Source organism: Nocardia amamiensis NBRC 102102, from assembly GCF_001612745.1.
Taxonomy (GTDB): Bacteria; Actinomycetota; Actinomycetes; order Mycobacteriales; family Mycobacteriaceae; genus Nocardia; species Nocardia amamiensis.
The window spans coordinates 1-11,460 of record NZ_BDBA01000010.1 but is presented as its reverse complement, the minus strand read 5'-3'; the positions used below and the strand labels follow the sequence as shown (position 1 = coordinate 11,460).

General features: G+C 67.8%; 13 protein-coding genes. 5 read left to right on the top strand and 8 right to left on the bottom strand.

Annotated elements, in window-relative coordinates:
• Positions 1-153: 153 nt before the first annotated feature.
• From NA4_RS03120 to NA4_RS03105, 4 genes are all read right to left on the bottom strand, one after another.
• Positions 154-999 carry a polyphosphate kinase 2 family protein gene (locus NA4_RS03120; RefSeq protein WP_067463521.1) on the bottom strand — a complete coding sequence of 282 codons (846 nt, stop codon included), beginning with the start codon at positions 997-999 and terminating at the stop codon, positions 154-156.
• An 89-nt stretch (positions 1,000-1,088) separates the two neighbouring features.
• On the bottom strand, positions 1,089-1,814 hold the full coding sequence (locus tag NA4_RS03115) for an ESX secretion-associated protein EspG (RefSeq protein ID WP_067463519.1): 726 nt from the start codon (positions 1,812-1,814) through the stop codon (positions 1,089-1,091).
• Entirely contained in the window at positions 1,811-2,476 is a 666-nt protein-coding gene (locus tag NA4_RS03110; RefSeq protein WP_245671068.1) for a hypothetical protein, read from the bottom strand. Before NA4_RS03110 ends, NA4_RS03115 begins: the two co-directional genes overlap by 4 nt.
• A 120-nt stretch (positions 2,477-2,596) precedes the next feature.
• Positions 2,597-2,989, bottom strand: a complete 393-nt coding sequence (locus NA4_RS03105; protein ID WP_067463516.1) for a hypothetical protein — start codon at positions 2,987-2,989, stop codon at positions 2,597-2,599.
• A 159-nt stretch (positions 2,990-3,148) separates the two neighbouring features.
• Between NA4_RS03105 and NA4_RS03100 the strand changes: the two genes are divergently transcribed.
• A complete protein-coding gene (locus NA4_RS03100) occupies positions 3,149-3,892 on the top strand; it encodes a GntR family transcriptional regulator (RefSeq protein WP_084496756.1) in 744 nt (247 codons plus the stop codon).
• 61 nt (positions 3,893-3,953) lie between these two features.
• The gene (locus NA4_RS03095; RefSeq protein WP_067463513.1) at positions 3,954-4,145 is read left to right on the top strand and encodes a hypothetical protein; all 192 of its coding nucleotides are present in this window, start codon (positions 3,954-3,956) and stop codon (positions 4,143-4,145) included.
• A gap of 151 nt (positions 4,146-4,296) precedes the next feature.
• On the opposite strand, the gene NA4_RS03090 is transcribed toward NA4_RS03095, so the two are convergent.
• The 4 genes from NA4_RS03090 to NA4_RS03075 form a co-directional block, all read right to left on the bottom strand.
• Positions 4,297-4,929, bottom strand: a complete 633-nt coding sequence (locus NA4_RS03090) for a class I SAM-dependent methyltransferase (RefSeq protein ID WP_067463511.1) — start codon at positions 4,927-4,929, stop codon at positions 4,297-4,299.
• 12 nt (positions 4,930-4,941) lie between these two features.
• Positions 4,942-6,192, bottom strand: coding sequence for a saccharopine dehydrogenase family protein (locus NA4_RS03085; RefSeq protein WP_067463507.1), 1,251 nt, complete (start codon positions 6,190-6,192; stop codon positions 4,942-4,944).
• A 35-nt stretch (positions 6,193-6,227) separates the two neighbouring features.
• Positions 6,228-7,646 (bottom strand): ABC1 kinase family protein, encoded by a 1,419-nt coding sequence (locus tag NA4_RS03080; protein WP_067463527.1) that lies wholly within the window; start codon positions 7,644-7,646, stop codon positions 6,228-6,230.
• 217 nt (positions 7,647-7,863) lie between these two features.
• Entirely contained in the window at positions 7,864-8,532 is a 669-nt protein-coding gene (locus NA4_RS03075) for a TetR/AcrR family transcriptional regulator (RefSeq protein WP_084496755.1), read from the bottom strand.
• Between the two features lie 233 nt (positions 8,533-8,765).
• Here NA4_RS03075 and NA4_RS03070 point away from each other — a divergent pair, with 233 nt between their 5' ends.
• The 3 genes from NA4_RS03070 to NA4_RS03060 all read left to right on the top strand — a co-directional run bounded on the left by NA4_RS03070 (position 8,766) and on the right by NA4_RS03060 (position 11,376).
• Complete coding sequence (locus NA4_RS03070) at positions 8,766-10,100, top strand: DUF445 domain-containing protein (RefSeq protein WP_174552901.1); 1,335 nt, start codon at positions 8,766-8,768, stop codon at positions 10,098-10,100.
• Between the two features lie 104 nt (positions 10,101-10,204).
• Positions 10,205-10,711 carry a helix-turn-helix domain-containing protein gene (locus tag NA4_RS03065; protein ID WP_067463501.1) on the top strand — a complete coding sequence of 169 codons (507 nt, stop codon included), beginning with the start codon at positions 10,205-10,207 and terminating at the stop codon, positions 10,709-10,711.
• Complete coding sequence (locus NA4_RS03060) at positions 10,708-11,376, top strand: heparin-binding hemagglutinin (RefSeq protein ID WP_067463498.1); 669 nt, start codon at positions 10,708-10,710, stop codon at positions 11,374-11,376. The genes NA4_RS03065 and NA4_RS03060 overlap by 4 nt, the downstream gene beginning before the upstream one ends.
• Positions 11,377-11,460: the final 84 nt, after the last annotated feature.

The following is an 11,460-nucleotide window of genomic DNA, read 5'->3' as shown; positions in this document are numbered from 1 at the left end:
GGCGACGCGCACGCTGTTGCCGAAGCCGTCATCCGACTGGCCGAGGCGGGTGCCGACACCGTCGTCTTGCAGACCACCGCCGACGATCCGGACCCCGCCGCGTTCCTGCGCTTCGTGGCCGAGGAGGTACGGCCACTGGTCTGCTGAGCGGCACTACGCCTGCGCGAGCCGCCGTTTCTGCTCCTCGACATCGAATTGCGCTGCGGGCCAGTCGAGTTCCAGGCGCTCGAGCGCGTCGATGAGCAGTTCGGTGACCGCGAGACGGGAGAACCATTTGCGATCGGCGGGCAGCACGTACCACGGCGCGTATTCGGTGCAGGTGCGGTCCAGCATCGCCTGGTATGCCTGCTGGTAGGCGGGCCAGTGCGCACGCTCGTCGATGTCGGCGGGACTGAACTTCCAGTATTTGTCCGGGCGCTCCAAGCGCTCGGCGAGCCGCTTCTTCTGTTCGTCGAGCGAGACGAACATGGCGACCTTCACCAGCGTGGTGCCCTCGTCGACCAGTTCACGCTCGAAAGCGTTGATCTCGTCGTAGCGCGGCTCCCATTCCGTGGGCGGCACCAGGTTGTGCACCCGCACCACCAGCACGTCTTCGTAGTGCGAGCGATCGAATACGCCGAGCTGGCCGCCGCGTGGCAGCGCCTTGCGGATCCGCCACAAATAGTGATGGCGCAGCTCCTCCCGAGTCGGCACGCCGAACGCCGTGTGGTCGACGCCCTGGGGGTCCACCGAGCCGATGACGTGCCGGACGATGCCGCCCTTGCCCGCGGTGTCCATCCCTTGCAACACCAGCAGCACGCTGCGCTTGTCGCCGCTGCGGCCGTTCGCGTACAGCATCTCCTGCAGATCCGACAGCACCAGGCTTCGTTCCGCGAGCAACTCGAGGCCCGACTGCTTGTCGCCGGTGAAACCTGGCCGCGCTGACGTGTCGAGCTCGGCGATCCGCAATCCATCGGCTTTCAGGGCCTCGGTAGCCGCCACCGTCCACTGCTTGGCCATGACCTACAGCTAACCACGCCAGCGCAGCCGATCAGACCAGAAGCGAGCGCCGGAGTTCGACCATCGGCAACACGACAGCGTCCGCCCTTTCAGACGTGCGCCAAGCGCAGCAATTGAGCGGCGAACTCCTCGTCCGATACCGGGGTGAGGATGAGGTCGTGTGCGGTGGTGAGCAGGTAGCGGCCGTCGCCGGTGAAGTCCAGCCAGGTGCGGTGGCGGGTGGGCGGGGACATCGGGTTGTCCGGCTGCACCGTCACGGTGATGAAGCCGCGTCCGTCGACCGGTTTGCGTAGCGTCTGGCGGAATCGCGCCGCGCCGCGAAGGCCATTGGTGACGAATGGCTCCGTGCGATCAGGACTCAGCACCGCGTCTTGCGGCTCGCGCATCGGGGCGAGCTTGCCCGCCCGGGCGGAGCCGATGATCTGCACCAGGCGTTCTCCCACGGCGCGGGCATGACACATCAGCACGGTCACCTTCTCCGGCGTGGCCACCAGGATGCCCGCGTGGTTGTGCACCACCGCGGCGAAGGCGAGAATCCGTTCGACTTGCGCGGCGTTCCCGTCGCGCGAGAGGGTGCCCCGTTCGCCGGAGACGGTGATGGTGGTCGCGTCGTTGCGCGCACACAGCATCAGCGCGGCGGCCAGGTCGGGGTCGGCTTGGCGGGCGAAACGCTGCGGCAAGCGCAGTGCGCGATACTCGGACTCCGTGCGCACGGTGGCCGCGGGAACCATGTTGACCGGGTAGGGCCTGCGGTCCAGGCTTGTTTCGTTCGTCCAGACATGCGTGAATTCGTCCGGGGTGAGCACCCATTTCACCGCGCGCCGCCTCCGCGGAGGGTGCTGGGATCAGCGGGGGCGGGATTGCTCGCCGCCGAAGGTTCCTGCGGCCGAGGGAACTGCGGAACGCGGTCGCCGGTGGCGGGCATGGTCGGGGTGTAGACGTAGGTCATCGTGTCCCGGACATCCGCCTCGATGTCTGCCGCCGCACTATCGTGTTCCATCCTACGTTTTCCACCGTAAACCGCTTCGGCGGCCGGGTCGGCCAGCGGCTCGTACCGCTGGGGCGGCGTGATCGCACCCCGGACCGTTTGCGCGGCATCGCTATTCAACTCCATGAGCCGCGCGACCGCCCGGCACACATCGTGCGCCTCGCCGCCCGCGCGGACGAACTCCCTGGTCGCAGTCACCGCGGCATCGGCGGCGCGGCCGGTCCACTGCGCGAACTCCCGGTTGGCGGCATCGGAAAAGGCTTGGAACGCTTCGGCAACCGCCGTGGCGTTGGCATGCCATGCCGCGGCCGTCCGGCCGAGCGCCGCCGGGTCGAGCGCCTCGTGCACCAGATCCCAGATCTGCTGGTGGGTGCAGCCGCCGAACAGCTCCCGGTCCGGCGCGTAGGCGGGATCGGTTGCCCCACCGGCGAATTCGGACAGCTTCAGCCGGATGCCGTCAGCGGCCGCGCGTGCCGCGGAGTCTGCCATGATCTTCCCCCTCAGTCGGTCCAGACGCACCGGCGCGTGCTCATGACTGCACCTCGCTGGCGCTCGGCTCCGTCATGACCACGAACGTGGCTGTGTCGATTGTTCGCTCGCTACACTCGCTCACCGGGGCTCCAGGTACTCGGTGATCAACCGCAGCGCGGCCTGATTCGCCGCCTCGGCGTCGGCCAGCCGGTTCGCCGCCGCCAGGTACGCGGCTTTGAACAGCAGCGCCGTTTCCTGGAAAGCTGTCAGGGTGTCCAGGTACTGCCTGCCTTTGTCGGCGAAGCCGCGGGTGAGGGCGTGTCCGGTCGGCAGGTCCGGGAAGCCCGTCACGTCCGTGACGTGTTGCCCGTCGTCCATGGCACGACGCAGATCGTCCACCAATTTGTCGCATGCGGCGGCGAGATTCTCGGCGACCGCGGTGTCCAGCTCGAATGGTTCGCCCCCGCCCGCACCGATTGCCGCCGCGTACAGCTTTCGCGCCGTCCCTTGTCCGGTATCGGGTACTGCCATCAGGAAGCCCCCTTCCGCTCGGTCCTGTCCGTACCGCGCTGTACTGGATTCGCACTCTACCGCCAGGTATCGCGGCGCGGACCGCCTCGGTGCACGCTTCCGGACTTCGGAAAGACCCGTTGTTAGACTGGACAATGATTCGCGGGGCAGGGGAGGCGAATGATGGCCGGAATCGACGACGAACTCCCGAAATACCGGCAGATCTCGGCACATCTGCGTGAGCTCATCGAGCGCGGCGAGCTGGCTCCCGGCGCCGAGGTGCCCTCGGAGCGGGAACTCGCCGCCCAATGGAAGGTCGCCCGGCCCACGGCGGCGAAGGCGCTGAACACGTTGCGCCAGCAGGGAATCGTCCGGTCCCGCCGCGGCGCGGGCACGTATGTGACCGACCGGCCTGCCCTGATGCGGGAAAACGCGCCGCGATACGGAACACCGTCCGAAGACGACTCGGTGACGGTGCTCGAAGCGGCGGTGGTCACGGCGCCGCAAGAGGTCGCGGATGAGCTCGGCCCGTCCTGCGTGCGTGCTGTGTTGCGAAAAGAATTGAGCATCAACGCTTATGGCGCCCTGACTCTGACAACCTCGTGGTATCCCCACGAATTCGCCGAATCCACCCCTCGATTGCTCACCCGCGAGCGTCTGCCCGGCAGGGCCCTGCGCTACCTGGAGTGCGACATCGGACGCGGTACCGCGGTCGTGCGCGAGCGCATCGGCGCCCGCCTGGCCACTGCCGACGAGCGCCGTCACCTGGCGCTGCCGTCACCGGCCGCGGTGCTGGTCGTCCACCGCACCTGTCTCGACGCCGATGGCCGCGCCCTCGAGTTCAGCGCGGCCGTCCATCCGCCCGGCCGGTGGATCCTCCAGCGGGATTATTCCACCAGCTCAGCGGCCGATTTCCGCCGTTGACACCCCTCTGCCGCAACTGGCATAGTCCAGTTATCGGAAGCGTCGAAGGGTGGGAGTTGCGATGTCCGATCAGTTGACCATCGGCGGCTGGGTGATCGTGGGGGAGCACTGCTCGGTCCGGCTGGCCCCGCTACACCGCGACAACTACCTCGCCTTCGTCTTCGAAAGCAGCGGAACCGAATTCGAGCTGGCGCTCGCTCCCGCCATCCTCCACCGCATGGTCGATCTCGGTGCCGCCCCGCCCGTACCCTGACGCCAAAGGGTGTGCGGACCGCCCATTCGCGATCTTCTTCGAAGCCGGGATGGTAGACCGGATCCGGCCGTTCCCGTCATTCGAGTCGGCCGGTCCGGATGAAGTGCAGTTCACGCATCCACGCGCTGGCCCTTAGCCAAGATGGCCGAGACTATGCGGGTTTCGTCGCGCTGACGTACTGCAACATTCGATGGATACGCTGGTCGATCTCCACGAGGCCGTTGTCGGCAAAAAGGGTGGGGAAGGTCTTGGTGTCGAAGACGCGCAGGCCGCTCCAACCGCCGATCACGCGGCTCATATCGCCGATGGGATTGTCGGCGCGGTGGCTGGTGGTGATGGCGATGCGGCCGCCGGGCGCCAAGACCCGGATCATCTCGAGGGTGGCTGTAAGCGGGTCCGGAATGAGGTAGAGAGCGCCGAAACAACAGACGGCGTCGAATGCTTCGTCAGCGAATGGGAGAGTGCGCGCGTCGCCGCGCAGATAGCCCACGCGGGATCCGGCGTTGTCGGTGACGGCGCGCGCCAGCATTGGCGCGGAATAGTCCACGCCGACCGCGTAGCCGTCACCGGACAGGGATTCGCTCAGGTACTTGGTGAAATTGCCCGGCCCGCAGGCAATGTCGAGCACCTTCTGTGGGCCGCGCAGTCGCAGGGTGGCGACCGCGTCGCGCCGGTCCGCCGCCGTGGTGCGGCCGCTGGCGAGATAGAACACCGTCGGCCGCCAGGCCCGTTCGTACACCGCGGCCAGGGCCGGGGCGTTCATCGTCTTGCGAGCGAGATTCACCGAGGATGTGCCTCAGGCGCGGTCGACTGTGATGGTCATGCCCGCCGCACGCAGCCGATCGGCGAGTGCGTCGCCCATCGCGGCGGCGGGTGTGAGAATGCCCGCGAGGTCGGGTTGCTTGTCGCCGTCGAACGCCAGGCACAGGCCGCTCTCGCCGAGCATTACCGCGGTGGCCTTGTACCCAGGGTCGCCGGTGCCGGCGAAGGTCGCCACGTATTTCGTGCCGGAGGTGGTGTGCGCGTACGTCTTCATGGTGAACCAGCCGCTGGTCCTGGCTTCTTCGCTCGGTCCGGTCCCGGGCTTGGGCAGCACCCGGTCGAGCACCTTGCGGCCAGTGGACGACCGCGACAGCAGCGCGCCCGCGGTCATGGCGACCACGATGCCGCCCGCCATACCCGCGGCGATGAGCGGCGCCATCCGCGACCTGCCCGCGTTCATCACCTCGCGGTAGCGGAAATTCTTGCCGTAGACCCAGCCGAGCAGTCCGTTGGTGCGGCGCACGACCTTCGTGTTGTGCGCGGCCATGACAAACGTGCTCACCCAGCCGTCCAGGCTCGGATCGATCGCGCTCGCCCGGGACAGCGCCTGATCGGATTGGCGGCCGACATCGGGGTCCCGCGACTTGTCCGGGCTGAGCGAATACGGGTGGGACAGCACCTTGCCCTTGGCCGGGTCGGCGGCGACCGCCTCCATCATCGCGCGTCCGGAATCGATGGTGCCGCCACTGGCGCCGCCCTTGAGCGAGGCGACGGTCGTGGTGTCAACCAGCTCACCGGTGTTGTCCTCGACCGAGCGGCGGTAGAGCTGGTACACGTTGATGTCGGACGGAATCGAGTCGTAACCGCAGGAATTCACGATCTTCGCGCCGGTCGCGGCGGCCCGGTCGTGGTAGGCGTCGATGGCGTCGCGAATGAACAGCGGCTCACCGGTGAGGTCGGCATAGTGGGTTCCGGCCTTGGCGCACGCCGCCACCAACGGCATCCCGTAGCGCAGATACGGACCAACCGTGGTGACCACCACCGTGGTTCGCGCGGCCAGCTCGTCCAGCGCGGTCTGGTCGGTCGAGTCGGCGAGCACCAGGCCCCAATCGGCGGCCTTCGGTCCGAGTCCGTCGCGGACGGCGGTCAGCTTGTCCAGTGACCGCCCGGCCAGCGCGACGCGCGCGGATTCCGGTGCGGCGCCGGCGAGGTATTCCGCGGTCAGCTTGCCGACGAAGCCGGTCGCGCCGAAGAGGACTAGGTCGAATTCCCGTGTGTCTGCCATGGTCTTCCGTTCTGGGTCGGGTCGCCGGTCGGCGGTTACTTGGTTGTCTTCTTCCGCGCGCGCGACCGCTTCGGCGCGACGGGCGGATGGTCGGCGAGCCAGGCGCGGTGCGCGCGGCCGAGCTCGGTGACCGGTGGTTCGTCGTACAGCCATTCCCGGGCCACCCGGTGCCAGTTCCCGGTGCAGCCGAGCTGACCGAGCATGCCGAAGGTCAGGAAGTCGGCGCGGCGCGAGAAGAGGTGCTCCGGCGGCAGATTCTGCTGCTTCATCCCGGTGAACTCGCTGGCTCTCGGGTCGACCGCGAGCAGGAAGGCGCCGCTGGCCAGTTCGGGGGTGATGGTCAGCTCCTCGTCGACCAGGCACCACTCCGAGGCGGCCAGCACGTACTCCAGGCACTCCTCGGCGCCGATCTCTTGCGGCGAATCGATTACTCCGTGCTGGATCATCAACTGCCGCAGGTCTTCGGCGCGTTCTTCGGCGGCGGCGCGCAGGCAGATCACCTCGAACCGCACATGCTCGGGATCCATCCGGTTGAACAACCCGAAGTCCAGGAAGCCGACCCGTCCGTCCTCGGCCAAGAGCACGTTGCCCGGGTGCGGGTCGCCGCAGAACTCGTTGAAGGCGAACAGTGAACCGACGTAGAACCGGTAGATGATCTCGCCGATCCGGTTGCGTTCGGCCTCGGGCAGTCGCCGGATCTCCTCGAAGCCCTTGCCCTCCACGTACTCGGTGACCAGCACCCGGGTGGTGCTGAACTCCGGCAGCGACCGCGGCACGATGATGAACGGATGCGCGGTGTAGAGCTCGGCGATCTGCAGCTGGGTCGCGGCCTCGGCACGGTAGTCGAGTTCGCCCTCCATGTTCAGCCGAAGCTCGTCCAGCACCGCGGGCGTCACCCACGGCATCGCGGACTGCAGCACGCGCCGGAACATCGCGAGGTTCTTCAGGTCTGCACGCACCGCGGTGTCGATGCCCGGATACTGCACCTTCACCGCGACTCGGCGGCCGTCGTGCAGGCGCGCCCGGTACACCTGGCCGATCGAGGCCGCGGCCACCGGCTCGGCGTCGAACTCGGCGAACACCGCGTCGAGCGGCTTGCCGAAATCCTCTTCGATCACCGTGCGCATGGCCGCGAAGGAGACCGCAGGCGCCGCGTTGCGCAGCACGGCCAGGCGTTTCTGGAATCGTTCCCGGTGGTTCTCCGGCACGAGATCCAGGTCGAGCACCGACATCATCTGCCCGAGCTTCATCGCCACGCCCTTCATGGTGCCCAGCACCATGACCACCTGCTCGGTGGTGCGAATCATGGATTCCTCGGCCATTTTCGCCCGGACGGCCTCGGACCTGCCCCGCATGGTCAGCCGCGTCCGTTGTGTGCGAAGCACCGAACTCGCCGCCACCGCGCCCAGCTTGGTGCCACGAGCAAGCCGAGACGTCGGCACTTGCTTCGCCATCGAGGTACCTCCGTTGGTGCCGCGGTCTTCAGCGACGGACACGCGGGCGGTAGCTCGCGTGACCAGAGCCCGCGGACCGCCGTCGAGTACGGCGCTTGCGGTGACGCAGCGCACTCGGCGCACCGCTCGGCTTCAGAGTAGCCAACGTTTCGGCAAAGTCGAGAGGGCTGATGAACTTTTGCTAGCGGTCCAGCTAGCACCCGGCCGATCGGCCTGATCAGTCCGCCGCAGGCGCCTCGGGTGTGGGCAGCACGTGCGGCTGCGCGTTGAACGCCGCGGGCGAACCGCCCGCGCGGGCCATACCCTCGATGGCGCTCCAGGCCAGCATGGTGAGGTAGTCGATGACATCCTCGCGGGACAGCGACTTGTTCGTCGACCACCAGTGCGTCGCCAGCTGGATGCCGCCGACCAGCACATACGACGCCAGCGCCGCGCCTTCGGTCGCGACCCCGCGCTCCAGGGCGCGCTCGGTGATGACGGTGCACACCACCTCGGCGAAGAGCTTCTCGAACTCCGCCAGCGAGGTCTGGTCGGCCGCGCCGTTGCCCATGATGAAGCGATAGACCTCCGGGTCCTCGTCGACCGTGCCGACGTACTCGGCCAGCGCCGAGCGGACCAGCTGGTACTCGTCGGCGTCCAGACTGATCGCGCCGTACACCCTTGGCATCAGGGTGGTCTCGATGTACCGCTGCATGGTCGCGTGGACCAGGTCGTTCTTGTCGGAGAAGTAGCGGTACAGCACGGTCTTGGAAACGCCGATCTCCGCGGCGATCTCGTCCATGCCCGCGTTGCTGCCGCGCGCGCGGACGGCGGCGAGGGTGCCGTCGACGAGCTCCTCGCGGCGATCGATCTTGTGTTGCCGCCACCGGCGCTTGCGGCCGTCCATCCGGCCGCCGCGCACCGCCGTCGGTCGCTCGCCGATGTCGACAAGGTCTTCGGTGGACAGCGTGGGCTCCCTCGTTCGTAATTGCTCCGGTGGCTACCAGCTTAGGTCCCGAATACCGGTGATATGCGCGTTTGGGCCCGGATGCGGCGGGAACCACAGCGTCGGGCTCGCCTGGCGTGTCGAGTGCCACTCGCCGGCTCGCCCAGATGCCGAAGCACAGCAGAATGGGAGGCATGGAGAAAGCTCCCGGCAACACCGCGGTGCTGGACGCCCCGACCGCGCCTGCCGCCGCGTCGCTCGGCTTCGCCGCCGTGCTCGACGAGGCGGCCAAGCGCCGCGACCTGTGGCGGATGAAGGCGCTCGCCACCGGCCTGCTGGCACTGGCCGCCGCGATCTACCTGTTCTGCCGCTGGACCGAATCGCGCGGCGCGGGTGGCGACTGGGTCGGCTACCTGCGTGCGGCGTCGGAGGCGGGCATGGTCGGCGCGCTGGCGGACTGGTTCGCGGTGACCGCGCTGTTCCGGCACCCGCTCGGCCTGCCCATCCCGCACACCGCCATCATCCGGCGCAAGAAGGACCAGCTCGGCGCCAGCCTCGGCACCTTCGTCGGTACAAACTTCCTTGCGCCGGAAGTAGTTTCGACGAAACTGAAGTCCGCGCAGATCTCCTGGCGGGTCGGGCGCTGGATGGCCGACCCCGGACACGCCGCCCGGGTGGCCCAGGAGAGCTCGACGATTCTGCGCGCCGTCGTCGGGGTCCTGCGTGACGAAGACGTGCAGCAGGTGATCGACAACACCATCGTCAAGCGGATCGCCGAGCCACTGTGGGGCCCGCCGATCGGGCGGGTGCTCGCGGAATTGCTCGCCGACAACCGGCAGCAGGCGCTGCTGGATCTGCTCGCCGAGCGCGCGCACCAATGGGCGCTCGGCTCGCAGGAGACGATCGACCGCATCGTGCTGCGAGACGCACCGCAGTGGGCGCCGAAGTTCGTCAACATCCTGCTTTCCGAGCGGATCTACCGGGAGCTGGTCGAGTTCACCTGGAAAATCCGTTCCAACCCCGAGCACGAGGTCCGGCTGGCGGCGAACCGCTTCCTGGAGGAATTCGCCGAAGACCTGCAATACGACGACGCCATGATCAAGAAGGCCGAGCGCGTCAAGGCGCAGATCATGGGCCGGGAGGAGATCACCGGAATGGCCGAGGCCACGTGGCGGGCGGCCAAGCGGCTGATCCTGGAGTCGGCCGACGACCCGAACAGCATGCTGCGGCGCAAGGTCGCCGAAAACGTGCAGCAGCTCGGTGAGCGCTTGCGCGACGAGACCGATATGCGCACGAAGGTGGACGGCTGGATCGACCGGGGCGCCCGCTACTTGGTGGGGAACTATGCGGATGAGATCAGCACTCTGGTCACCGACACGGTTGCCAGGTGGGATGCCGACGAAGCGAGCAAGAAGATCGAATTGCAGGTCGGCCGGGACCTGCAGTTCATCCGCATCAATGGCACCGTGGTCGGTTCGCTTGCCGGACTGGCGATATACACGATCTCCCATCTGATGTTCGGCGGCTGATCCGCGGTGCGCGGGCCGTTTGCCGAGACTCTGCTAGCACGCTGCTTGCAATAGCTAGCACCCTGACCTAGAATCGAACCCGTACAACCGCCAGAAGGTGAGTGATGGCAGACCAGCCCGAGGTTTCCGCCGAGTACACCGACAGATCGGACGAGCACTCGTCCGGTGTCGGCGAACGAGGGGGTCGCGTCGCCAGCGCGGCGCACGACATCGGAGGCTTCATCAGGGCGCAGCGAGAAGCCGCGCAAGTCTCGCTGCGCCAGCTCGCCCAGCTGGCGGGGGTGAGCAATCCGTATCTCAGTCAGATCGAGCGCGGACTGCGCAATCCGTCCGCCGAAGTGCTCACGCAGATCGCCAAGGCGCTGCGGGTCTCCTCGGAGGTCTTGTACGTACGGGCTGGCTATCTCGAGCAGCGGCCGCACAGTCCGGTCCGGGATGCCCTGCTTGCCGACACGTCGATCAGTGAGCGGCAAAAGCAGGTGCTGCTGGACATCTATGAATCGTTTCGCCGGGAAAACGGAGGAAACGAGGCAGGGGGGGACGTTTGGGACAGCGACGTTCCGCGCACGACAACCGACACTCCGCCACGCCAGGAGAACGAAACATCATGACCGAGAAGAACGCCACCGTGACCAAGCCGCTACTCGCCACCGTCGGCGCGGGTGACGCCCTCTATGCCGCCGTCAACGACGTCGTCGCGCAGGTTCGCGAGCGTGCTACCGCCGCCGACGTTCAGACCCGGGTGGACGAGGCGCGCGAGCGCTTCGCGAACGTGCCCGCCGATGTGCAGGCCCAGTTCGAGTCGCTGCGCGAGCGGCTGTCGGGGCTGCCTTCGGAGCTGCCGGACGATCTCGCCGAGCTGCGCGAGAAGTTCACCGCCGAGGAGCTGCGCGCGCGGGCCGAGAAGTACTACCGCCAGGTGCTCGACGCCTACGCCGACCTCGCCATCCGGGGCGAGGAGACCATCGAGCGGCTGCGCGCCAACGAGCGCGTCGAGGAGCGGATCGGCCAGGTCGAGACCCTCTACGGTGACGCGGTGAGCCGCGCCGAGGACGTGCTCGACCGCGTCAACGGGCTGCTCGGCCGTCCGGCCAAGGCCGAGGACGCCGCCGAGGCGGATCCGGTCGTCGAGGCCGAAGTCGTCGACGTGACCACCGAGGAGACCCCTGCTCCCGTCACGAACGGCGCGCCGAAGAAGGCCCCGGCCAAGAAGGCCACCACCACCACCGCCGCGAAGAAGGCTCCCGCCAAGAAGGCCGCCCCGAAGAAGGCCTGACACCCCGCGGACAACCGTTCGACGCCCCCGTGCACTCCTCGGTGTACGGGGGCGTCGCTTTTGATCCGGACGTAGTCCGTCTTC

Excerpts from the sequence above, each read along its gene's own strand:
- NA4_RS03120 (WP_067463521.1), bottom strand. The coding sequence starts at position 999 with ATGGCCAAGCAGTGGACGGTGGCGGCTACCGAGGCCCTGAAAGCCGAT.
- NA4_RS03110 (WP_245671068.1), bottom strand. The coding sequence starts at position 2,476 with ATGGCAGACTCCGCGGCACGCGCGGCCGCTGACGGCATCCGGCTGAAG.
- NA4_RS03105 (WP_067463516.1), bottom strand. The coding sequence starts at position 2,989 with ATGGCAGTACCCGATACCGGACAAGGGACGGCGCGAAAGCTGTACGCG.
- NA4_RS03100 (WP_084496756.1), top strand. The coding sequence starts at position 3,149 with ATGATGGCCGGAATCGACGACGAACTCCCGAAATACCGGCAGATCTCG.
- NA4_RS03095 (WP_067463513.1), top strand. The coding sequence starts at position 3,954 with ATGTCCGATCAGTTGACCATCGGCGGCTGGGTGATCGTGGGGGAGCAC.
- NA4_RS03085 (WP_067463507.1), bottom strand. The coding sequence starts at position 6,192 with ATGGCAGACACACGGGAATTCGACCTAGTCCTCTTCGGCGCGACCGGC.
- NA4_RS03080 (WP_067463527.1), bottom strand. The coding sequence starts at position 7,646 with ATGGCGAAGCAAGTGCCGACGTCTCGGCTTGCTCGTGGCACCAAGCTG.
- NA4_RS03075 (WP_084496755.1), bottom strand. The coding sequence starts at position 8,532 with ATGGACGGCCGCAAGCGCCGGTGGCGGCAACACAAGATCGATCGCCGC.
- NA4_RS03070 (WP_174552901.1), top strand. The coding sequence starts at position 8,766 with ATGGAGAAAGCTCCCGGCAACACCGCGGTGCTGGACGCCCCGACCGCG.
- NA4_RS03065 (WP_067463501.1), top strand. The coding sequence starts at position 10,205 with ATGGCAGACCAGCCCGAGGTTTCCGCCGAGTACACCGACAGATCGGAC.
- NA4_RS03060 (WP_067463498.1), top strand. The coding sequence starts at position 10,708 with ATGACCGAGAAGAACGCCACCGTGACCAAGCCGCTACTCGCCACCGTC.